This is a genomic window from Streptomyces sp. NPDC107500, from assembly GCF_055582785.1.
Map to the genome: position 1 here is coordinate 313,752 of NZ_JBVJPF010000004.1, position 22,349 is coordinate 336,100.

At 72.6% G+C, this 22,349-nt stretch carries 19 protein-coding genes; 15 read left to right on the forward strand and 4 right to left on the reverse strand.

Features of this window, described 5'->3' with window-relative positions; translation table 11 throughout:
- The first annotated feature begins 5 nt into the window (after positions 1-5).
- The 4 genes from ACZ67M_RS17885 (at position 6) to ACZ67M_RS17900 (ending at position 4,969) form a co-directional block, all read left to right on the forward strand.
- Positions 6-989, forward strand: a complete 984-nt coding sequence (locus ACZ67M_RS17885; protein ID WP_469851651.1) for a carbohydrate ABC transporter permease — start codon at positions 6-8, stop codon at positions 987-989.
- Positions 986-1,837 carry a carbohydrate ABC transporter permease gene (locus ACZ67M_RS17890; RefSeq protein WP_361363437.1) on the forward strand — a complete coding sequence of 284 codons (852 nt, stop codon included), beginning with the start codon at positions 986-988 and terminating at the stop codon, positions 1,835-1,837. Before ACZ67M_RS17885 ends, ACZ67M_RS17890 begins: the two co-directional genes overlap by 4 nt.
- 61 nt (positions 1,838-1,898) lie before the next feature.
- Positions 1,899-3,515 carry a beta-N-acetylhexosaminidase gene (locus ACZ67M_RS17895; protein WP_469851653.1) on the forward strand — a complete coding sequence of 539 codons (1,617 nt, stop codon included), beginning with the start codon at positions 1,899-1,901 and terminating at the stop codon, positions 3,513-3,515.
- Complete coding sequence (locus ACZ67M_RS17900; RefSeq protein WP_469851655.1) at positions 3,512-4,969, forward strand: cellulose binding domain-containing protein; 1,458 nt, start codon at positions 3,512-3,514, stop codon at positions 4,967-4,969. The genes ACZ67M_RS17895 and ACZ67M_RS17900 overlap by 4 nt, the downstream gene beginning before the upstream one ends.
- 16 nt (positions 4,970-4,985) lie before the next feature.
- Here the strand turns inward: ACZ67M_RS17900 and ACZ67M_RS17905 are convergent, their stop codons facing one another.
- The gene (locus ACZ67M_RS17905; RefSeq protein WP_383838304.1) at positions 4,986-5,207 is read right to left on the reverse strand and encodes a hypothetical protein; all 222 of its coding nucleotides are present in this window, start codon (positions 5,205-5,207) and stop codon (positions 4,986-4,988) included.
- 372 nt (positions 5,208-5,579) lie between these two features.
- Between ACZ67M_RS17905 and ACZ67M_RS17910 the strand changes: the two genes are divergently transcribed.
- The 9 genes from ACZ67M_RS17910 (at position 5,580) to ACZ67M_RS17950 (ending at position 16,276) form a co-directional block, all read left to right on the forward strand.
- Positions 5,580-6,407: an endo alpha-1,4 polygalactosaminidase gene (locus tag ACZ67M_RS17910; protein WP_392013148.1), complete on the forward strand. Its 828-nt coding sequence runs from the start codon at positions 5,580-5,582 to the stop codon at positions 6,405-6,407.
- A 32-nt stretch (positions 6,408-6,439) separates the two neighbouring features.
- Positions 6,440-7,768: an ABC transporter substrate-binding protein gene (locus ACZ67M_RS17915; RefSeq protein WP_469851657.1), complete on the forward strand. Its 1,329-nt coding sequence runs from the start codon at positions 6,440-6,442 to the stop codon at positions 7,766-7,768.
- 14 nt (positions 7,769-7,782) lie between these two features.
- Positions 7,783-8,733: a carbohydrate ABC transporter permease gene (locus ACZ67M_RS17920; protein ID WP_392101523.1), complete on the forward strand. Its 951-nt coding sequence runs from the start codon at positions 7,783-7,785 to the stop codon at positions 8,731-8,733.
- Positions 8,730-9,620, forward strand: a complete 891-nt coding sequence (locus ACZ67M_RS17925) for a carbohydrate ABC transporter permease (protein WP_361363419.1) — start codon at positions 8,730-8,732, stop codon at positions 9,618-9,620. Before ACZ67M_RS17920 ends, ACZ67M_RS17925 begins: the two co-directional genes overlap by 4 nt.
- 61 nt (positions 9,621-9,681) lie before the next feature.
- Positions 9,682-10,641 (forward strand): carbohydrate kinase family protein, encoded by a 960-nt coding sequence (locus ACZ67M_RS17930; RefSeq protein ID WP_469851659.1) that lies wholly within the window; start codon positions 9,682-9,684, stop codon positions 10,639-10,641.
- Complete coding sequence (gene melA / locus ACZ67M_RS17935) at positions 10,638-11,963, forward strand: alpha-galactosidase (protein WP_469851661.1); 1,326 nt, start codon at positions 10,638-10,640, stop codon at positions 11,961-11,963. The genes ACZ67M_RS17930 and melA overlap by 4 nt, the downstream gene beginning before the upstream one ends.
- Positions 11,964-12,030: 67 nt before the next feature.
- A complete protein-coding gene (locus ACZ67M_RS17940; RefSeq protein ID WP_361363411.1) occupies positions 12,031-13,284 on the forward strand; it encodes a Gfo/Idh/MocA family protein in 1,254 nt (417 codons plus the stop codon).
- Between the two features lie 221 nt (positions 13,285-13,505).
- Positions 13,506-14,630 (forward strand): M23 family metallopeptidase, encoded by a 1,125-nt coding sequence (locus tag ACZ67M_RS17945; protein WP_469851664.1) that lies wholly within the window; start codon positions 13,506-13,508, stop codon positions 14,628-14,630.
- 113 nt (positions 14,631-14,743) lie between these two features.
- Positions 14,744-16,276 (forward strand): CYTH and CHAD domain-containing protein, encoded by a 1,533-nt coding sequence (locus ACZ67M_RS17950; protein ID WP_469851665.1) that lies wholly within the window; start codon positions 14,744-14,746, stop codon positions 16,274-16,276.
- 52 nt (positions 16,277-16,328) lie between these two features.
- Here ACZ67M_RS17950 and ppk2 read toward each other — a convergent pair whose 3' ends face one another.
- From ppk2 to ACZ67M_RS17965, 3 genes are all read right to left on the reverse strand, one after another.
- The gene (gene ppk2, locus ACZ67M_RS17955; protein ID WP_361363404.1) at positions 16,329-17,330 is read right to left on the reverse strand and encodes a polyphosphate kinase 2; all 1,002 of its coding nucleotides are present in this window, start codon (positions 17,328-17,330) and stop codon (positions 16,329-16,331) included.
- Entirely contained in the window at positions 17,327-17,698 is a 372-nt protein-coding gene (locus ACZ67M_RS17960) for a hypothetical protein (protein ID WP_385795989.1), read from the reverse strand. Before ACZ67M_RS17960 ends, ppk2 begins: the two co-directional genes overlap by 4 nt.
- 121 nt (positions 17,699-17,819) lie before the next feature.
- Positions 17,820-18,893, reverse strand: a complete 1,074-nt coding sequence (locus ACZ67M_RS17965) for an aldo/keto reductase (RefSeq protein WP_469851667.1) — start codon at positions 18,891-18,893, stop codon at positions 17,820-17,822.
- 119 nt (positions 18,894-19,012) lie between these two features.
- Here ACZ67M_RS17965 and ACZ67M_RS17970 point away from each other — a divergent pair, with 119 nt between their 5' ends.
- Together ACZ67M_RS17970 and ACZ67M_RS17975 are read left to right on the forward strand one after the other, a co-directional pair.
- On the forward strand, positions 19,013-19,633 hold the full coding sequence (locus ACZ67M_RS17970) for a TetR/AcrR family transcriptional regulator (protein WP_361363396.1): 621 nt from the start codon (positions 19,013-19,015) through the stop codon (positions 19,631-19,633).
- Between the two features lie 165 nt (positions 19,634-19,798).
- Positions 19,799-22,342 carry a discoidin domain-containing protein gene (locus ACZ67M_RS17975; RefSeq protein ID WP_469851669.1) on the forward strand — a complete coding sequence of 848 codons (2,544 nt, stop codon included), beginning with the start codon at positions 19,799-19,801 and terminating at the stop codon, positions 22,340-22,342.
- The last annotated feature ends 7 nt before the right edge of the window (positions 22,343-22,349 follow it).

Genomic DNA, 22,349 nt, shown 5'->3' on the forward strand with positions numbered 1-22,349 from the left:
GCGCCGTGTCGACCGTCCGTGAGCGGAGCGTGCCGCGCGAGGCAGCCCGCCGCCGTCCGCCCGCCCCGTCCGGGCCCGCGCGGGGAGGCGGCGGGGCGGGCCGGGGCTCGCTGTGGCCGTACCTGCTGATCGCGCCCGCCGTGCTGGGCATGCTCTACCTGCTGCTCTATCCGCTGGCCCGCGCGGTGCTCATCTCCGTGCAGGACTTCCGGCTGCGCCAACTCATCCTGGGCGACGCCGAGTTCGTGGGGCTGCGCAACTACCGGACGCTGCTCGGCGACCCGGAGTTCTGGGAGGTGGTGCGCCGCACCTTCGTCTTCATGGCGGTCTGCGTGGTCGCGATCATGGTCCTGTCGACCCTGGTCGCGCTGATGACCGAGCGGCTGGGCAGGGTGGCCAGGACCGTGGTCCTCAGCTCCCTGGTCCTGGTCTGGGCGGTCCCGGTGGTCGCGGCCACCACCGTCTTCCAGTGGCTCTTCCACTCCGAGTTCGGCATCGTCAACGAGACCCTGACCGGCCTCGGCCTCGACTCGTACGAGGGATACACCTGGTTCGCGCACGGCGGCACCGCGTTCGCCATCGTGGTGGTGCTGATCGTCTGGCAGTCCGTGCCGTTCGCGGCCATCACGCTCTACTCGGCGCTGGTCACCGTGCCCGCCGAGCTGTACGAGTCGGCGCGCATGGACGGCGCGGGCGGCACGCGCGTCTTCCGCTCCGTCACCTTCCCGCTGATCCGGCCGGTCTTCATGCTCGTCCTGTCGCTGGAGGTCATCTGGACGTTCAAGGCGTTCGTGCAGATCTGGGTGATGACCCGGGGCGGCCCCGGCGAGGCCACCACCATCCTGCCGGTGTACGCCGTGCAGACCGCGCTGGCCGGGCAGCGCTACGACCTGGGGTCGGCCGCCTCGATGCTCACCGTGCTGCTGATGAGCGGCGTCCTCGTCCTGTACTTCCGCCAACTCTTCCGTCAGGAGGGCGAGCAGCTGTGAGCACCCCGCACCCCTCGCCGCGCCGCGCGCTGCGCCGCCTCCCGCTCCACGCGGCGGCCCTGCTCACCGTCGTGGTCTGCCTGTTCCCCGTGTACTGGATGGTCACGACGGCCCTCAAACCGTCCACGGACATCCAGTCGTACGACCCCCGGCTGATCCCCGGCGCGTGGACGCTCGACCACTTCCGGCGGGCCGTCGGCGCCGACGGGTTCGCGCTGTTCTGGCGCAACAGCATCCTGGTCACCCTCAGTGCCGTGCTCCTCGCCCTGCTGGTCGCCCTCGGCGCCGCCTACGCCGTGGCCCGGATGCGCTGGCGCGGGCGCCGGCAGTTCATGCTGGCGGTGTTCATCGCGCAGATGGCGCCCTGGGAGTCGCTGATCATCCCGATCTACATCATCTCCCGCGACACCGGCATGCTCGACCGCCTGCCGACGCTGACGCTCGTCTACTTCATGATCACACTGCCGTTCACTGTGGTGGTGCTGCGCGGCTTCATCGCGGGCATCCCGCCCGAACTGGAGGAGGCCGCGCAGGTCGACGGGTGCACCCGGGGCGCCGCCTTCCGCAAGGTCGCGTTCCCACTGCTGGCGCCCGGTCTGATGGCCACCTCGCTGTTCGGCTTCATCACCGCCTGGAACGAGTTCACCTACGCCAACTTCCTCATCATCAAGCAGCAGGACAGCCGGACGCTGCCGGTCTGGCTCTCCTCGTTCCAGTCGACGTTCGGCACCGACTGGGGAGCCACCATGGCGGCCTCCACGCTCTTCGCCCTCCCCGCGCTGGTCGTCTTCCTCGCCCTGCAACGCCATGTGACGGCCGGGCTCGCCTCGGGAGGCGTCAAGGGCTGACCGCACGGCCCTCCCCGCCCTCCCCCATCCGCCGCGCACCGCCGACCACCGGAGCCGTCCCGTGGACCTGCCACGCCCCGAACTGGCCCTCGTACCCCGCCCCCGGCGCCTCTCCACCCGGGCCGGCCGCTTCCGCCTCGACGACACGACCCGGCTGCGGGTCACCCCGGGCGCCGGACCGGCCGCCGCCCTGCTGCGCAGCCTCCTCGCCCCCGCCACGGGGCTGCCCCTGCCAACCGCCGCCGACGGCGCCTTCGTCCTCGCCCTCGACCCCGCCCTGACCGGCCTCGGCGACGAGGGTTACGGCCTGACCGTCAGCCCGCAGGGCGTCCTCCTGCGCGCCGCCCGTCCGGCCGGACTCCTGCGCGGCGTGCAGACGGTGCGGCAACTCCTGCCGTACGAGGCGCTGTCCGGGCGGCCGGTGCGCGGGGTGCCGTGGGAGCTGCCCGCGGTGGAGATCACCGACGTGCCCCGGTACGCCTGGCGCGGCTCCATGCTCGACGTGGCCCGGCACTTCCAGCCGGTGTCCTACCTGCGCCGCTACGTCGACCTGATGGCGCTGCACAAGCTGAACGTGTTCCATCTCCACCTCACCGACGACCAGGGCTGGCGGATGCCGGTGGCCGCGTATCCGCGGCTCACCGAGGTCGGCGGAGCGCGGGCGGAGTCGATGGCGGGGCCCGCGGGCAGCGACCGCTTCGACGGCGTCCCGCACGGCGGGTCGTACACCCGGGCGGAGCTGCGGGACCTGGTGGCGTACGCGGCCGGGCGCGGCGTGAGCGTGCTCCCGGAGATCGGGCTGCCCGGGCATGTCCGTGCCGCGCTGGCCGCCCACCCCGAACTGGGCACCGATCCCGGACGACGCCTGGGCGTGTGGACGCACTGGGGGGTGTGCGAGAACGTCCTGGGCACCGACGACCACGTCCTGGACTTCTTCCGGACCGTCCTGGACGAGGTCATGGACGTCTTCCCCGCGCCGTACGTCCACATCGGTGGCGACGAGTGCCCCACCGTCGAGTGGGAGCGCAGTGCGGCGGCGCGCGCCCGGGCCGCCCGGGAAGGGCTGCCGGGTCCCCGCGCGCTGCACCCCTGGTTCATCGCCCGCATGGCCGAGCACCTGGTGGGCGCGGGCCGCCGGCCGGTCGTGTGGGCCGAGAACGGCGTCACCCTCCCCCTGGACTGCACCGTGATGAGCTGGCGCGAACCCGGCCACGCGCACGCGGCGGCGCGGCGCGGGCACGAGGTCGTGCACGCCGACCACCGGGCGACGTACTTCGACTACCCGCGCGGCCCCGGCCCCGGAGAACCGCCCGGCCAGCCCGGCGGGATCGTCGACCTGCGCGCGGTGTACGACGTGGACCTCACCCCGCCCGCGCCCGAGGACGCGTCCCGGGTGCTGGGCGCCCAGGGCCAGTTGTGGACCGAGTTCGTGCCCACCGGGGCGCACGTCGAGTACCTCACCTACCCGCGGCTGTGCGCGCTCGCCGAGCGGGTCTGGGACGGCACGTCCGGCTGGCGGGACTTCACGTCCCGGCTGGCCGGGCACCGGGCCCGCCTGGACGCCCTGGACGTGCCGCACGCCGAACCGCCGGCCCCGGTGCCGACGCTCCACGCCCCGAGCTTCACACCCCCCACGCTCCCGCACCCGCGGGAGCCCTGCCGAAAGGATTCCCGATGAGCAACCGACCCACCGGCCGACTCACGAGCCGGTCCACCGGCCGAACCGGCCCCGGGCGCGCCCGACTCGCGCTCGCCCTGGCGGCACTCCTCGGCGGCGGTGCCCTGACCGCCCTCCCCGCCCAGGCCGCCCCGGCGGCGGACGGCCTCAGCGTCCAGTACCGCACCAGCGCGGGCGGGGCCACCGCGGACCAGACGGAACCCTGGCTGAAGGTCCGCAACACCGGCTCCTCCCCCGTCCAGCTCAGCCAGGTGAAGGTCCGCTACTACTTCAAGGCCGACTCCCCGAGTGACTCCTACCGCTTCGCCTGCTCCTGGGCGGTGCGCGGCTGCTCGGTCGTCACCGGCACGTTCGGCACGCTGAGCAAGCCGACGGCGACCGCCGACCGCTACCTGGAGATCGGCTTCACCCAGGCGGCCGGCACGCTGGCACCCGGCGCGGACACCGGCGACCTCCAGCTGCGGTTCCACCGGACCAACTGGCAGACGGTCCGGCAGAGCGACGACTACTCCTTCAACGGCGCCCAGACGTCGTACGCGAACTGGGACAAGGTCACCGCTCAGCTCGCCGGTGCCACCGTGTGGGGCACGGCCCCCGAGGGCAACGACCCGACGGACCCCACCGATCCCACGGACCCGCCCGGCGGCGGGCAGGCGCTGTTCGACGACTTCGACTACAGCTCGCACACCGACCCCGCGATCTCCGCGCACGGCTGGAGCGTGCGCGCCAACTCCGGCGGCCCGGGCGTCCCCGGCGCCACCTGGGACCCGTCGAAGGTCACCTTCGTGTCGTCCGGGGGCAATTCGGTGATGAACCTGGAGACCTCCACGGCGGGCACCGGCGCGTCCACCACCCACACCGAGGTCCTCACCCGGGCCACGAAGTTCCGGAACGGCACCTACGCCGCGCGCGTGAAGTTCTCCGACGCGCCGAAGTCGGGGCCCGACGGGGACCACCTGGTGCAGACGTTCTTCACCATCAACGACCTCAAGGCGCCGATGGCCGACGACTACGCCGAGTACGACTTCGAGTACCTGCCCAACGGCGGGTGGGGCGAGCCGGCGAACATCCTGTACACGACCTCCTGGGAGACCTACAACCCCGACCCCTGGCAGGCCGTCAACCAGCACTCGGAGCAGCGCCGGAGCTACGCGGGCTGGCACGACCTGGTCGTCACGATCGACGACAGCGCCATCACGTACTACGTGGACGGGCAGCAATTCGGCACCCATGACGCGCAGTACCTGCCCGAGCGGCCGATGTCGATCAACTTCAATCAGTGGCTGATCGACCTGAACGGCCAGACGTCGACGACCCCGCGCGCCTACGACCAGCAGGTCGACTACGTCCTGCACGTCAAGGACCAGGTGCTCACCCCGGCCCAGGTGGCCGCGAAGGTCGCCGGGTACCGGGGCGCCGGTACGGACTTCGTGGACGAGGTGCCCGCCTCCTGACTCCTGGCGGGGACGGTCAGAACAGCCGCTCCTGGGCGGGTGCGGGCCGTCCCCGCCGGTTGCGGGGCCGGGTGCCCGGCGCGGGCGCCTCCTCCCCGAACAGGGGGGCGGTGCCGTACTCGTCCGGCTCGGCCGGCACGGCGGCGGGGCCGGTGCCCACGTTGAGGACCAGCGGGGCGTCCCGGTCGAAGTCGCCCGGTGTCATCGCCACCCACTCACGGTCCTGCCGTTCTCCCACGCACCGACACCTCTCTCGCGCCGCCCGCCGCGACCACGCGACGCTACCAGCCCCGCGGCCACCCGGTGATCACGGCTCCGACCTGGCTCCCTCCCATCGTTCCCGGCGCTCCGCCGACCGACGCATCATGATTGTTTCTGCGCTGAATCAAGGCTCTTCGATCAGCTTCGCGCACCGGCTCTCTCGTTTCGAACCCTTGACAGGGGCTGGATCCGGTCGATTTACTCCCGATCAACGCCGATGTCATGCGATCGGCGGCAGAGGTACGCCCAGCCGGTAGCTGGCTCGACGCCAGGAGCCCGGACTGAGTCGCCAGGACTGCCATGCGCGTCCGAGGCGGGGCCGTGCCCACCACCCTCCGGAGCTCGAACCATGAGCCGCACGCAGGTGCACACCGCGAAGAAGCCGGTTCTGGCGGGCGTTTGCGCCGCCGCCGTCCTCGCCACCGCCGCCGCCCTCGTCCCGGGCAGCACCCCGGCCGAGGCCGCCGTACCGGCCCCGCCCCCGGCGCACGCGGACTTCGACTACCAGATCGGCGGCGCCTACACCCCGCCGGCCGGCGTGCAGGTCGTCAGCCGCGACCACACGGCCTCCCCCGCGGCCGGCCTCTACAACATCTGCTATGTCAACGCCTTCCAGGCGCAGCGCGGTGCCGAGGACGAGTGGGACGACGACCTGCTGCTGCGCGACGCGGGCGGCGACATCGTCTACGACACCGAGTGGAAGGAAGCCCTGCTCGACCTGCGCACCGCCGACAAGCGCGAGCGCGTCGCCGAGAAGATCGGCACCTGGATCGACAGCTGCGGGGACAAGGGCTTCCAGGCGGTCGAGCCGGACAACTACGACAGCTACACCCGCTCGGAGAAGCTCCTCGACGCCGCCGACGCCCAGGCGTTCATCAAGCTGCTCGCGGAGCGCGCGCACGCCGGCGGGCTGGCCGTAGGACAGAAGAACACCGTCGAACTCGCCGGGAACCGCGTGGCGAACGGTCTGGACTTCGCCGTCGCCGAGGAGTGCGGCGAGTGGGACGAGTGCGGCGACTACACGGCCGAGTTCGGCGACCACGTCATCGTCATCGAGTACACCGCCAAGGGCCTGACGAAGGCCTGCTCCGGGTTCGCGGACACGCTCAGCATCGTCCGGCGCGACCTGGACGTCTCGCCGAAGGGCAGCAGCTCGTACGTCCGTGAGACCTGCTGACTTCACCCGACGGCCAGTCCTTGGAGGTACAGATGGATGCGGTCCGACGCGCCGCGGGACCCTCCCGCAGGAGGGTGCTGCGGTCGGCCGGGGGCGCGGCGCTCACAGCGGTCGCGGGCGCCGCGCTGACCGGCTGCGGAGCCGGCAAGGATGACGGCGTCGGCCCCGACGGCACGGTCACGATCGAGATGTGGCACGGCCAGGCCGACACCGCGAAGAAGGTGCTACAGGGCCTGGTGGCCGACTTCGAGCGCAGCCACCCGCGCATCAAGGTGTCGATGGGCGGCGGGGTGCTGTCGGACGTGATGCTCCAGAAGGTGACCGCCGCCCTCGCCGCCGGGTCCTACCCGGACATCGCCTACATCTTCGGCTCGGACCTGGCGCGGGTGGCCCGCAGCCCGCAGGTCGTCGATCTGACCGAGGAGGTCGAGTCCGGCCCCGTGCCGTGGAAGAACCACTGGGCCGCGGCCCGGGCGGCCGTGACGATCAACGGGCAGGTCAGGGCCGCTCCGGCACTGCTCGACTCACTCGCCGTGGTCTGCAACAAGAAGCTGTTCCGCGAGGCCGGCCTGCCGCTGCCGGAGGCCGGCTGGAGCTGGCAGGACTTCGTCACCTGTGCGCGCCGCCTGACCGACGGCGGCCGCGGCCGGTTCGGCACCGGCTGGCCCGGCACGGGCGACGAGGACACCGTGTGGCGCCTGTGGCCGATGATCTGGGACCTCGGCGGGGACGTCGTCGACGACAGCGGCAAGGGCATCGGCTTCGCGGACTCCGGCACCCGCGCGCTGGAGGTGGTGGCCGGCCTGGTCCGCGACAAGAGCGTCTACGTCGACCCCAAGCCCGGCAGCGAGCAGATGTACCAGGTGTTCCTGTCCGGCCGCATGGGCATGGTGGTCACCGGTCCGTGGCAGCTGCCCGACATCGAGCACGCGGGGATCGACTACCACGTCGCTCCCCTGCCGACCTTCAGCGGCCGCCCGGTGACCATCTCGGGTCCCGACACCTGGACCGTGTTCGACAACGGCGAGGCGCGGTCCCGTGCCGCCCGCACCTTCCTGGACTGGCTCTCGCGGCCCGAACAGGACGTGCGCTGGGACATCGAGGCCGGCAGCCTCCCGCTCAGCCGCCGCACCGAGTCCCTGCCCGCCTGGCAGGACAAGGTCGCCCGCACCGAGGGCCTGGCCGTGTTCACCCAGGCCCTGGAGACGGCGCGCGTGCGCCCCGTCCACCCGGCGTACCCGGAGGTCTCGCAGGCGCTGGGGCAGGCGATCGTCGCCGTGCTCCTGGGGCGCGGCACTCCCGAGAAGGCGTTGCGCGCCTGCGCCGACGACGCCAACGCCGCCCTGCTCATACCGCGCTGAGGAGCCACACCGCCATGCCGCGCCTCCCCCAACCCATCACCCTCGCGGATCCGCCGCCGGAGCCACGCGCCCTGCGCCGCAAGCGCCGGCGCGAGACGGGCACCGCCTGGGCCTTCGTCTCACCGGCGGTCCTCATCGTCCTGGGCCTGAGCATCGTGCCCGTGATCTGGTCGCTGCTGCTGTCCTTCCAGGCCAGTGACCTGGTGACGCCGAGCCGCTGGGTCGGCCTCGACAACTACCGCGCCCTCGCCCAGGACCCCAACTTCAGTCAGGCGGTCCGCAACACCCTGCTCTACACGGTCCTCTACGTGCCGCTGAGCATGTTCTTCGGACTGGCCCTCGCCCTGGTGCTGAACCGGCGCATCCGCCTGGTCGGCCTCTACCGCACCCTGATCTTCGTGCCGTTCGTCCTGTCGGCGACCGCGCAGGGCGTGCTGTTCTCCTTCATCCTGGACCCGGAGTTCGGCGCGGCCAACTCGGTGCTGCACCGCCTCGGCATCTCGTCGCAGGGCTTCCTCTCCGATCCGTCCCAGGCGCTGCTGGTGCTGGTGGCGATCACTCTGTGGAGCGGAACCGGGTTCTGTGTCGTCGTCTACCTCGCCGCCCTGCAGGACGTGCCGCCGTCCCTCGTGGAGGCGGCCCGCCTCGACGGCGCCGGCCGCCGGCACCTGCTGCGCCACGTCACGCTGCCCACCCTGACCCCGGTCACCGTCTTCCTGGTGGTGTGGCAGGCCATCCAGTCCCTCCAGGTCTTCGACCTCGTGTACGTCACCACCAAGGGCGGCCCGCTCGGCTCGACCACGGTGATCGTCTACTTCATCTGGGAGCAGGCGTTCAAGAACGCCACCGCCGGATACGGGGCCTCGGCCGCGTACGTCCTGGCCGTCGCCCTCGCCCTGGTCGCCGGGTCCGTCCGCATCGTCCGGCGTCGGGGACGCCACCGTCTCGAAGGGGCCCGATCATGACGGCGACCTCCACCCGGCCCGACACCGTCCACGCCCTCGCGGCCAGGCCCGCCGCCACCGGACGGCGCCGGCGGCGGCTCCCGTTCAGTCCGTGGCACCTGCTGCTCGCGCCGCTCGCCCTCACCTTCGCCGTGCCGCTGGTCTGGCTGCTGCTGAGTTCGGTGATGAGCAACGCGGAGATCAACCGCTTCCCGCCGGCCCTGTGGCCGTCCGGCATCGATCTCGGCGGCTACCGCTACGTGCTGGGCAACGCGATGTTCCCCCGCTGGTTCGCCAACTCGCTGATCGTCTCGGCGGTCACCGTCACCGCGAACCTCGTCTTCGGCTCGCTCGCCGGATACGCCTTCGCCCGGATGCGGTTCGCGGGGTCCCGGGTGCTGCTGGGGCTGATGCTCGCCACCATGGCGGTGCCGTTCCAGCTGACGATGATCCCGACGTTCCTGGTGATGAAGAAGTTCGGGCTCATCGACACCCTGGGCGCGCTGATCGTGCCGTCGCTGGTCACCCCGTTCGCGGTCTTCCTGCTGCGGCAGTTCTTCCTCTCGCTGCCCAGGGAACTGGAGGAGGCCGCCTGGATCGACGGCTGCTCCCGGCTGCGGGTGCTGTTCCGCATCGTGCTGCCGCTGTCCCGGCCGGCGCTGAGCACGGTGGCCGTGCTCACCTTCCTCACCACGTGGAACGACCTGACCTGGCCGCTGATCGCGATCAACCACGACACGCAGTACACGCTCCAGCTGGGCCTGACCACCTTCCAGGGACAGCACCACACCCAGTGGGCCGCGGTGATGGCCGGCAACGTCATCACCGTGCTGCCGGTGCTGCTCGCCTTCCTCGGCGCGCAGAAGACCTTCATCCAGTCGATCACCTCCAGCGGTCTCAAGGGCTGACGTCCCGCCACGTCCCGGCCCTCCCGCACCGCCGTCACCTCCGTCATCCCAGGGAAGACCCATGCCGCACACCCTCGACCTGCTCGTCGTCGGCGACGCCAATCCCGACGTCGTCCTCGGGCCGCTCGACGCCCCGCTCGCCTTCGGGCAGCGCGAACAACTCGTGGCCGACGGCGCCCTCACCCTCGGCGGCTCCGCCGCGATCATGGCGTGCGGCGCGGCCCGCCTCGGTCTGCGGGTGGCGTTCGCCGGACGCGTCGGCGACGACGACGCGGGCCGCTACATGCGCGACAGTCTCCGTTCGCACGGCGTCGACACCACCGCCCTGCACACCGATCCGCGCCTGCCCACGCCGCTCACCGTCGTCCTGACCAGGGCCGAGGGGGACCGCGCCATCGTGACGGCGCCGGGCACCCTGCGGTCCACGACGGCCGCCGACGTCCCGGCCGACCTGCTGGCCGCGGCCCGCCACGTGCACGCCGCCTCGTACTTCCTGCTGCCCGGCCTCACCGCCGGTCTGCCAGGCCTGCTGCGCACCGCGCGCTCCCACGGCGCGACGACCTCCCTCGACACGAACGACGACCCCTCGGGGCGCTGGGACCCGCCCGGTCTCGACGCCGTCCTCGCCCACACCGACTACCTGCTGCCCAACGCGGCCGAGGCCCGGCAACTCGCCGGACTCGACGCCACCGACCTCGGCGAGTCCGCCGCCGCCCTCGCGAAGCGGGGACCGACGGTCGTCGTCAAGAACGGGGCAGAGGGCGCCCTGTGCCACGACGGCCGCACCCTGTGCACCACGCCGGGCATCCCGGCGCGGCCCGTCGACACGGTGGGCGCCGGCGACAGCTTCGACGCCGGGTTCGTCGCCGCCCTCCTCGCCGGGCTCGCCCTGCCCGACGCCCTCGAACTCGCCGCCGTCTGCGGCGCGCTGTCCACCCGCGCCCACGGCGGCACGACCGCCCAGCCCACCTGGGACGAAGCGTTCGCCCAGGTCACCCGCAACGGAAAGAACCCCGCATGAGCACCGCCCAGCCGACCGCCCCCCAGATCACCTTCATCGGAGCCGGCAGCGTCGTCTTCACCCAGGGCCTGCTCGCCGACCTCTTCGCGTTCGACGAGCTGAAGTCCGCGCACATCGCGCTGCACGACATCGACGCGGAGCGCCTGTCCACCGCGCGGGCCGCGGCCGAGTACATCGCCGCCGAACGCGGCGCCCGCCCCCGTGTCACCGCGCACGCCGACCGCCGCGAGGCCCTCGCCGGCGCCGACTTCGTCATCAACATCGTGCAGGTCGGCATGCGGGAGGCGACCCGCACCGACTTCGAGGTACCGGCCCGGTACGGGCTGCGCCAGACCATCGGCGACACCCTCGGCGTCGGCGGCATCTTCCGCGCCCTGCGCACCTTCCCGCTGCTCAGGGAGCTGGGCCGGGACATCGCCGAGCTGTGCCCGGACGCCTGGCTGCTCAACTACACCAACCCGATGGCGATGAACGTCCAGTACCTCGCCGAGGCGACCGGACTGACGCGGGTGGTGGGGCTGTGCCACTCCGTCTACTGGACCATCCAGAGCCTGTGCGACCTGCTCAAGGTCCCCTACGAGGAGGTCACCTACCGGGCCGCGGGCGTCAACCACCAGGCGTGGGTGCTCCGTCTGGAGCACGGCGGCAGCGACCTGTACCCGCGGCTCGACACCCTGATCGCCGAGGACGAGCAATTGCGCCGGCGGGTCCGCGTCGACATGTACCGGCGCCTGGGCGCGTACCCGACCGAGACCAGCGAGCACTCCTCCGAGTACGTCCCCTGGTACCTGCACCACGACAGCGAGGTCGACCGGCTGCGGCTGCCCGTCGGCGCCTACCTGGACATCGTGGACGAGAACGTCGCCGAGTACGAGCGGACCCGGGACGCGCTGGCCTGCGGCGCCCCGCTCACCGTCGAGGGCACCATGGAGTACGCCCCGCAGATCATCCACAGCATCGTGACCGGCACGCCCCGCACGGTCTACGGCAACGTGCCGAACCACGGCCTGATCGACAACCTCCCCGCCCGCGGCGCCGTCGAAGTCCCGTGCCTGGTCGACTCCTCGGGCATCCAGCCCACCCGGATCGGCGCGCTGCCCCCGCAGCTGGCGGCCCTCAACCGCACCTACCTGAGCACCACCGACCTGGTGGTGCGGGCCGCGACGGAGGACGACCCGCGCCACATCAGGCACGCCGCGATGACCGACCCGGCGACGGCGGCGACGCTGCGGGTCGAGCAGATCTGGGAGCTGTGCGACGACATGGTCCGTGCCCACGGTGACCGGCTCCAGCCGGGGCTGCGGGCGGTGCTCGGCCGCTGAGCCGACGCGACGGCGCGACGGCGCGACGAACACGACGAGGGACGGACACGACGAAGGAGGCGAGACGATGCCCCGAGTGACGCTGGCGCTGGTCGGTGCCGGTCTGCGCGGGCTGACGTACGCGCGCCACGCCCAGGACACCGGCGCGGGCGAGGTGGTGGCGGTGGCCGAACCGGACCCCGTGCGCCGGTCCGCGGCCGGACGGGAGTTCGGCGTACCGGCGCACCGCCTGTACACCGGCTGGGAGGAGCTGGCGGGGCGGGAACGGCTGGCGGACGCCGCGGTGGTCGCCACCCAGGACCGCCTGCACACGGCTCCCGCGGTCCGGCTGGCGGGGCTCGGCTACCACCTGCTGCTGGAGAAGCCGATGGCGACCGGGGAGCGGGAGGCGACGGCCATCGCCGAGGCCGCGGAGCGGGCCGGAATCATGCTCGCGGTCTGTCACGTCCTGAGGTACACGCCCTACACGCGGGCCCTCAAGTCCCTGCTGGACAGCGGCCGGATCGGCAGGCTGACGAGTGTGGAGCACCTGGAGCCGGTCGGCTGGTGGCACCAGGCGCACTCGTTCGTGCGCGGCAACTGGCGCCGCAGCGACACCTCGGCGCCGATGCTGCTCACCAAGGCGTGTCACGACGTGGACTGGCTGGTCCACCTCGTCGGCAGCGCCCCGCGGCGGGTCTCGTCCTTCGGCTCGCTCACCCATTTCCGCGCCGACGCCGCGCCCGCCGGGGCGGCCGCACGCTGCCTGGACTGCTCGGTCGAGGCGGACTGCCCGTACTCGGCCAAGCGGCTCTACCTCGGCTGTCTGGGCGACGCGGACAGCGAGTTCTGGCCGCTGTCGGCGGTGACGGACACCTTCACCGAGGAGGGCGTGGAGCGGGCGCTGCGCACCGGGCCCTACGGGCGTTGCGTGTACGCCTGCGACAACGACGTCGTGGACCACCAGGTCGTCGCCATGGAGTTCGCCGACGGCGCCACCTGCTCGTTCACCATGAGCGCCTTCACGCCGATGGGGCACCGGCGCACCCGGCTGCACGGCACGCACGGCTTCGCCGAAGGGGACGGGACGAGCATCCGGCTGGTCGACTTCCGCACGGGCGCCGAGTCGGTGGTCGATCCCGAGGTCACGGCGGGGGCTTCGGCGGCCGACGGGCACGGCGGCGGGGACGAGGCACTGGTCGACGCGTTCCTCGACGCGGTCGCCACCGGTGACGCGAGCGCCCTGGCGTCGGACGCGGCCGCGAGTCTGGCGACCCACCGGGTCGTCTGGGCCGCGGAACGGGCTCGCCTCACCGGCGAGGTGGTCACGATCGGCTCGTGACGCGGACGCTTGGCGCGGCCCCGCGTACGGGGGATGACACGGGGCCGCACCAGCAAGCTATCGAAGTAATCCGCGCCCGGCCAGACCCGGCGCCCCCGCGGTCGCCGCACTTGGCCGGCTCTGCCCGTTCGGGCAGCCCCTTCTGCCTCGGCGTCTCCTGACTCCCCGGCACCGCCGCGTTACCTTCCTCCGGTGAGCATCACGTCCCGGCGAGCGGCCAGGTGAACGACGAGCGGCTGACCGTGGCGGAGGCGACCGGCCACACGGACGAGGCACCGCCGGAGCAGGCGGAGCAGCCCCCGAAGCGGAAGCGGAAACGCCGGGGCCCCGGGCTCCTCACCCTGCTGCTGTTGCCGGCTCTGGTGACCGTCATCGGTGTGGCCTCCTTCCTCGCGCTGACGGGCGGCCTGCCGAACCCCTGGCCCGACGACCCGGACTCGAAACGGTCCTCGGGAGTCGATGTCGACCCCTCCTACGTCCCGTGGCTGCGCAAGGCGGCCTCGGCCTGCACGGTCCTCGACCCGTCCGTGCTCGCCGCCCAGATCGACCAGCTCTCCGGCTGGAGCGACGACACGGACGAGCTGTCGGGGCAGAAGGGCATCGCCGCCTTCACCGACTCCGAGTGGCGGACCTGGGGCAAGGACGACGACGGCAACGGCAAGGCCTCGCCGCACGAGCCGGCGGACGCCATCATGGCGCTGGGCCGGCGGGACTGCTCCCTGGCCGAGAAGGTGACCGAGCTGCGCACCGAGGGCCGGGTCAACGGCGACCTCGTGGACCTGACGCTGGCCGCGTACGCGACCGGAACGGACGCCGTGACGAACGCGGGACGCGTCCCGGCGGAGGCGGAGACCTATCTCGCCGAGGTCCACAAGCTCCTCCCCCGCTACGAGGCGCTCGAACGGGAGGACCCCGCCGGTGCGGGCGGGGCGGCGGGCGCCCTGCTGACCGCCCCGGTCAGCCCGCTCACCATCACCTCGCCCTACGGATCGCGCGAGCATCCGCTGACCGGCGTGACCAAGCTGCACACCGGCGTGGACTTCGCCGCGCCCCAGGGTGCGCAGGTCGTCGCCGCGCGCGCGGGGCGCGTGGTGTTCGCGGCGCCGACCCGCGCGTACGGCAACCGTGTCGTGGTCGACCACGGGACCATCCAGGGCAAGCGGCTGGAGACGACGTACAGCCACCTGTCGGCCCTGGAGACCGCCGTCGGGCAGACGGTGGAGGCCGGGACACCGATCGGACGGGTCGGCTCAACCGGCCTGTCCACCGGCCCGCACCTCCACTTCGAGGTCGTCCTCGACGGCTACTACACCGACCCGCAGCCCTGGCTGGTCGGCGGCGGCTAGCGGCCGCCGGAGAGGGAACTCCTTACAAGGGGACGGGTATGCCCTCTCCGCCCGGCGCGGTGTCACTCCCGCCGCGCGCGTTTGATCCGCCGGATACCGACCAGGGACACAACATGACCCAGTCGAAGCACGAGACAGAACGAAAGTACGAGCCCGCCACCCGCGGCGCCGGCGGGCTGCCCGACCTCGCCGGTGTCGGTCCGGTCGCCTCGGTCACCGAGGCCGCGTCCGAGAAGCTGGACGCGGTCTACCACGACACCGAGGATCTGCGTCTCGTCGCGACCTCGGCCACGCTGCGCCGCCGGACGGGCGGTGCGGACGCCGGCTGGCATCTGAAGCTGCCGCTCACCGGGGACACCCGGGAGGAGGTGCGGGCCCCGCTGTCCGACGAGGTACCCGGGGCGCTGCGCGAGCTGGCCCTGTCCCGCACCCGGGGCGCCCAGCTGCGCCCGGTCGTCCGGATCCGCTCCACCCGGGCCGTGCGGCACCTGCGCGACGCGGAGGGCAGGGTGCTCGCCGAGCTGAGCCTCGACGACGTGCGCGCCGACTCGCTGCTGCCGGGCGGCGGCCGTGCGCGGTGGAGCGAGCTGGAGGTCGAACTCGCGGACGGGACCGACGCCGGTCTGCTGGACCGCGTGGAGAAGAAGCTCCGCAAGAAGGGCGTCGTCCGGTCCGACAGCCCCTCCAAGCTCGCCCGCGCCCTGCGGGACACCGGAGCGGGAACGGGGCGGGAGGTGCCGCGCCCGGCCGAGGTGGTCGCCGCCTCCCCCGGCTGGTATGTGCTCGGGTACCTGCGCGAGCAGGTCGGCAGGCTGGTCGCCCTGGATCCGGCGGTCCGGCGCGACCTGCCCGACGCCGTGCACCAGATGCGCGTCACGTGCCGCCGTCTGCGCAGCTGCCTGCGCTCGTACCGGTCGGTGCTCGACCGGCGGACCACCGATCCGGTGCGCGCGGAACTCAAGTGGCTGGCGGGTGAGCTGGGAGTGGCGCGGGACCAGGAGGTACTGCGCGAACGCATCGGCACCGCGCTGGACGAACTGCCCGACGACCTGGTGCTCGGCCCGGTCGCCGCCCGGCTGCGGGTGTGGGACGTGTCCCGCGGCGGCGACGCCCTGACCCGGACGCGCGAGGCCCTGGATTCGCCCCGCTACCTGCTGCTCCTCGACGCGCTGGAGGGGCTGCTGCGGGAGCCGCCGCTGCGGGCCAGGGCGTCGGGGAAGCCGGCCCGGACGATGGCCGCGGCGGTGCTGAAGGAGTACGGCCGCCTCGCCGGGCGGATGGAGCACGCCTTCGCGCTGGAGTCCGGCCCCGCCCGGGCGACGGCGCTGCACGAGGCCCGCAAGGAGGCCAAGAAGGTCCGCTACGCGGCCGAGGTCGCGCGTCCCGCGCTCGGCAAGCCCGTCGCCCGGCTCGGCAAGCGGGTCAAGAAGGTGCAGAAGGTGCTCGGCGAGCACCAGGACGCGGTCGTCGCCCAGGAAGCCCTGCGGGCGCTGGGCGTGGCGGCGCACCAGGCGGGCGAGTCCGCCTTCACCTGGGGGCTGCTGCACGGCAGGGAGCGGGCGGGCGCGCAGGTGCGGCAGCGGGAGCTGCCGGAGGTGTGGGGGGCGGCCTCGGACCCGGCGCTGCGCGCTCCGCTGGAACACTGAGCGCCGTCCGGCCCCTCGGAGACCGTGCCTCCGGGGGGCGGGACGGCCCGCCTCAGTGCGTCGGGCCCGGATGGGTCCCGGGGCCCTCGCCGTGCCCGGCGAGGGGTGTCGGCGAGAGGTCGGCCGGTGCCTCGTCGGCCTCCAGCAGGGTGTCGGCGGGGCCCACGATCAGCGGGTCGGGCCGGCCCACGGCCCGGTGGTCCTTGGCGGGGTAGTCGCAGCGGTCCAGCAGGCTGCGCATCGCCTCCAGCCGGCCGCGGCGCTTGTCGTTGTTCTTGACCACCGTCCAGGGCGCGTGTTCGGTGTCGGTGGCCCGGAACATGTCGACCTTCGCGGCGGTGTAGTCGTCCCAGCGGTCCAGCGAGGCGAGGTCCGTCGGCGACAGCTTCCAGCGGCGTACCGGGTCGACCCGCCGGATCGCGAAACGGGTCCGCTGTTCGGCCTGGGAGACGGAGAACCAGAACTTCACCAGCAGGATGCCGTCATCGGTGAGCATGCGCTCGAACAGCGGCGCCTGCTGGAGGAACGCGCGGTACTCGTCCTCCGTGCAGAATTCCATCACGCGTTCGACGCCGGCCCGGTTGTACCAGGAGCGGTCGAAGAAGACGATCTCGCCGGCGGAGGGGAGGTGGGCGACGTAGCGCTGGAAGTACCACTGCCCTGCCTCCTTCTCGGTCGGTTTGTCCAGTGCGACCACGCGTGCGCCGCGGGGGTTGAGACGTTCGGTGAAGCGCTGGATGGTGCCGCCCTTGCCGGCCGCGTCGCGGCCCTCGCACAGCACCACGATCCGCTGTCCGGACTCCTTGACCCAGCGCTGCATCTTGAGCAGCTCGATCTGGAGGACCCGCTTCTCCCGCTCGTAGTCGGTCCTGCGCACCTTGCGGTCGTAGGGGTGGTTCTCCCGCCAGGTGTCGATGGGGGTCCGGTCGGCGTTGAGGAGGACCGGCTTCTCCGGTCTGCGCTCGTCGATCCGCAGGCCGTCGAGGAGGTTCGCCTCGGTGGGCTCTTCGTCGCGCCGCGCCCCGTCCTGGCGCCCCGCCCCGTCCCGGCTCACGCGGCACGCTCCCGCCGGGGCACCGCGCGCAAGGGTGCGGCCGGTGTGCGGGCGGCGCGCACGCGGTACGTCGTCCGCGCCGGGTCGGCGACGGGATCGCCGAGGGTGATCCGCCCGGCGGCGTGCAGCGCGTCGCACTCGGCGGTGGGCAGCGCGACGTAGCAGCCGCCTCTGCCGGTGGCGGAGTCCAGCGGACGCCAGTAGCTGTAGCGGCGGCGCCCGCCCTCGCGCACGGTGACGAAGACGGGGGTGCGCGCGTCGGCGACTATCCGCAGGACCTCGGCCTCACCCTGGCCGAGCGGGGTGTGGCGCGCGGTCGCGCGGGAGGCGGTGGTCCGCGATCGGACGGCGTGAAGCGGCATCGGCATTGGCCCTTCCAGGTCAGTGACTCGAGACCGCCTACCCGGTCCGGCCGGTGTTGATCTCGGTTACCCGCATTCTGCGGCACCACACTGACAATGGCGTGGTCCGCCCGCCGGAAGTCCCAGGTCAGCCGAGAGGGGAGGCGCTCACGTGGCCGCCCGCCCGGCTCAGGGGGTGCGGATTGACCCGGGCGAAGCCCTCCTGGCGCTCGTAGGGGAAGTACGGGTAGGGGGCGGCCTTGGCGCTCGCGGCGTCGAGCCGGGCCACCTGGTCCTCGGTCAGGGACCAGCCCACGGCGCCGAGGTTCTGCCTGAGCTGGTCCTCGTTGCGGGCGCCGATGAGGACCGAGGAGACGGTCGGGCGCCGCAGCAGCCAGTTGATGGCGATCTGCGGGACGGTCCGGCCGGTCTCCTCCGCGATGGCGTCGAGGCAGTCCGTGACGCGGAAGAGGAGGTCGTCCGCGACGGGCGGCCCGTAGTCGGCGGTGGCGTGCAGCCGGCTGCCGGGGGGCAGGGGCCGGCCGCGGCCGATCCGGCCGGTGAGCCGCCCCCACCCGAGAGGGCTCCAGACGACGGCTCCGACCCCCTGGTCGACGGCGAGCGGCATCAGCTCCCACTCGTAGTCCCGTCCGACGAGGGAGTAGTAGACCTGGTGCGCGGCGTAGCGCTGGTACCCGTGGGTGTCCGCGTCGGCCAGCGACTTCATCAGCTGCCACCCGCTGAAGTTCGAGACGCCGGTGTAGCGGAGCTTGCCCGCGCGTACGAGGTCGTCCAGGGTGGCCAGCACCTCGTGCACCGGGGTGCCCGCGTCGTAGGCGTGCAGTTGGAAGAGGTCGATGTAGTCCGTGCCGAGCCGGCGCAGGGCCTGATCGACGGCCTTGATCAGTCGCGTCCGCGAGGTACCGGCGTCGCCCGGGCCGTCCCCCGTCGGCAGACCTGCCTTGGTCGAGATCAGCACCTGGTCGCGGCGTCCCTTGACGGCGGCGCCGAGCACCTCCTCCGAGGCGCCCGCGGAGTAGACGTCGGCGGTGTCGAACATGGTCACGCCCGCTTCCAGGCAGATGTCGACCAGCCGGCGCGCCTCGGCCGCGTCCGTGTCGCCCCAGGCGCCGAACAGCTCGCCGCGCCCGCCGAAGGTGCCCGCGCCGAAGCCCAGTGCCGGGACCATGAGCCCGGACGCGCCCAGTCTCCTGTATTCCACAACCGCATCCCCTCGTCCGGCCGTCGCGCACGACGGCGGCTTTTAACGGGACTTCCGTTCCGTTAATGTGGGACCCACGCTAGCACCAGTCACCGCATTAATGGAACAGGAGTCCCGTTATGGCGTCCGAGAGCGCAGGCCACGGCACCGTTCGGCCCGGCGGCCGCACCGCCCGGGTGCGGTCCGCCGTACTCCGGGCGGCCGGCGACGCACTGGCGGAGCACGGACTGGCCGGCCTCGACCTGGCCGACGTGGCGCGCCGCGCGGAGGTCGGCAGGACGACGGTCTACCGCCGCTGGGGCACCCCGGCCCACCTGGTCGCCGACCTGCTCGCGGACATGGCCGAGCAGTCGCTGCCCCGCACCGAGTCGGGCTCGCTCCTCGGCGACCTGCGGGCGAACGCCCGGCTGGTGCGGCGCACGCTGGCCGATCCGCGCCAGGGCGCCCTGTTCAAGGCCGTCCTGGCCGCCGCCACCTGCGACCCGCAGACGGCGGCCGCCCTGCACCGGTTCTACGAGGTCCGCGTCGCGGAGTGGGAGCCCTGCGCCCGGCAGGCCGTGGAGCGCGGCGAACTGCCCGCGGCCACCGACACCCGAGAGGTGATCCGGGCCGTCTCCGCCCCCCTCTACTACCGCCTGCTGACCACCGACGATCCCCTCGACGAGGCGGCGGCCGACCGCGCCGCGGAGGCCGCCGCGGCGGCTGCACGGGCCGGGGTCTTCACCCGGCCGACGGCCTGACGGCCGGCCCGAACGAGGCCGCCCGGGCCGAAGAGTTGCCCGAACTCTTGCCCGGACTCTTGCCCGATCGAGGCCTCACTACTTAAATCACACCTTGAACTAAGCCGCCGCGTACTGCGGTTGGCGCTGGGCCACTCCTTGTCCGCACCCGCAGAAAGCCCACAGATGAGACTCAGATCCTTGGGTGTCGCGCTCGTCGCCACGGCGGCGCTCGTCACCCTTCCCGCGCCCGTCACGGCCACCGCGGCCGACACGCCTCTCTCCCAGGGCCGCACGGCCACGTCGTCGTCGGCCGAGAACGCCGGAACGCCCTCCGGCAACGCCGTCGACGGGAACACGAACACCCGTTGGTCGTCGGCCGCGAGCGACGACCAGTGGCTCCAGGTCGACCTGGGCGCCACCGCCTCCGTCACCCGGGTCGTCCTCGACTGGGAGGCGGCCTACGGCAAGGACTACAAGATCCAGCTCTCCCCGGACGGGAGCGCCTGGACCGACGCGAAGACGGTGACCGGCGGCGACGGCGGCACCGACACCCTGGACCTCTCGGGCCAGGGACGGTACGTCCGCATGCAGGGCGTCCACCGGGCAACGAACTGGGGTTACTCCCTCTGGGAGTTCCAGGTCTTCGGCACCTCCGGCGGTACCGCCCCCGGCTCCTGCGACAGCGCCGACGCCGCGCGCGGCAAGCCCGCCTCGGCCTCCTCCGTCGAGAACGCCGGGACACCCGCCGCCGCGGCCTTCGACGGCGACGCGGGCACCCGCTGGTCCAGCCAGGCCTCGGATCCGCAGTGGCTGCGGGTCGACCTGGGCGCGGTGCGCGACCTGTGCAAGGTGGACCTGCACTGGGAGGCCGCCCACGCCAAGGAGTTCCGGATCGAGGCCTCCTCGGACGGACAGAGCTGGCAGACGCTGAAGAGCGTCACCGGCGCCACCGGGGGCAAGGCCTCCTACGACGTCAGCGGCTCGGGCCGGTACGTCCGCGTGTACGGCACCGCGCGTGCCACGGGCTACGGCTACTCGCTCTGGGAGTTCGCCGTGCACACCGGCACGACCGGCACGCCCCCGATCGAGGGCGGCGGCGACCTGGGCCCGAACGTCATCGTGGTCGACCCCTCGACCCCGAACCTCCAGCAGCGCTTCGACCAGGTCTTCGCCCAGCAGGAGTCGGCCCAGTTCGGCAGCGGGCGCTACCAGTTCCTGTTGAAGCCGGGCACCTACAACGGCATCAACGCCCAGCTCGGCTTCTACACCTCGGTCTCCGGCCTGGGCCTCAACCCGGACGACGTCCAGCTCAACGGCGACATCACCGTGGACGCCGGCTGGTTCAACGGCAACGCCACCCAGAACTTCTGGCGTTCGGCCGAGAACCTCGCGATCCGGCCCGTGAGCGGCACCAACCGCTGGGCGGTGGCCCAGGCGGCACCCTTCCGCCGCATCCACGTCCAGGGCGGCCTCAACCTCGCCCCCAACGGCTACGGCTGGGCCTCCGGCGGCTACATCGCCGACTCGAAGGTCGACGGCACGGTGGGCCCCTACTCGCAGCAGCAGTGGTACACCCGCGACAGCTCGGTGGGCGGCTGGACCAACGGCGTCTGGAACATGACCTTCACCGGAGTCGAGGGCGCGCCCGCGGGCAACTTCGAGACCGGCCCCTACACCACGCTGGACACGACGCCGATCTCCCGTGAGAAGCCGTTCCTCTACCTGGACGGCAACGAGTACAAGGTGCGGGTGCCCGCCAAGCGGACCAACGCCCGCGGGGTGTCCTGGCCCGCCAACGCCGGCGGCACCTCCCTGCCGCTCAGCCAGTTCTACGTGGTCAAGCCGGGCGCGACGGCCACGACCATCAACGCCGCGCTCGACCAGGGCCTCAACCTGCTCTTCACGCCCGGGGTTTACCACATCGACAAGACCATCGAGGTCGACCGCGCCAACACCGTCGTGCTGGGTCTCGGCCTGGCCACGATCATCCCGGACGGCGGCGTCGACGCCATGCACGTGGCCGACGTGGACGGCGTGCGGCTCGCGGGCTTCCTGATCGACGCGGGCCCGCAGAACTCCGACACGCTGCTGCGCATCGGGGCGCCCGGTGCGAGCGCCGACCACGCGGCCAACCCCACCACCATGCAGGACGTGTTCATCCGCATCGGCGGCGCGGGACCGGGCCGGGCCACCGACTCCGTCGTGGTCAACAGCGACGACGTCCTGATCGACCACACCTGGATCTGGCGGGCCGACCACGGCGAGGGCGTCGGCTGGGAGACCAACCGCGCCGACTACGGCCTGCGCGTCAACGGCGACGACGTCCTCGCGACCGGTCTGTTCGTCGAGCACTTCAACAAGTACGACGTGTACTGGAGCGGCGAGCGCGGCCGGACCATCTTCTTCCAGAACGAGAAGGCGTACGACGCCCCGAACGAGGCCGCCATCACCCACGACGGCATCGTCGGCTACGCGGCCTACAAGGTCGCCGACTCGGTGAACGAGCACGAGGCGGTGGCCCTGGGCAGCTACTGCAACTACACGTCCGATCCGGGCATCGTCCAGCACCACGGGTTCCAGGTGCCGGTCAAACCGGGCGTCAGGATGCGGAACCTCCAAGTGATCTCACTCGGTGGCATGGGCCAGTACCGGCACGTCATCAACGACACCGGCGCGCCCACGTCGGGGACGAGCACCGTGCCGTCCAAGGTCACCCAGTTCCCGTGACCGGAGG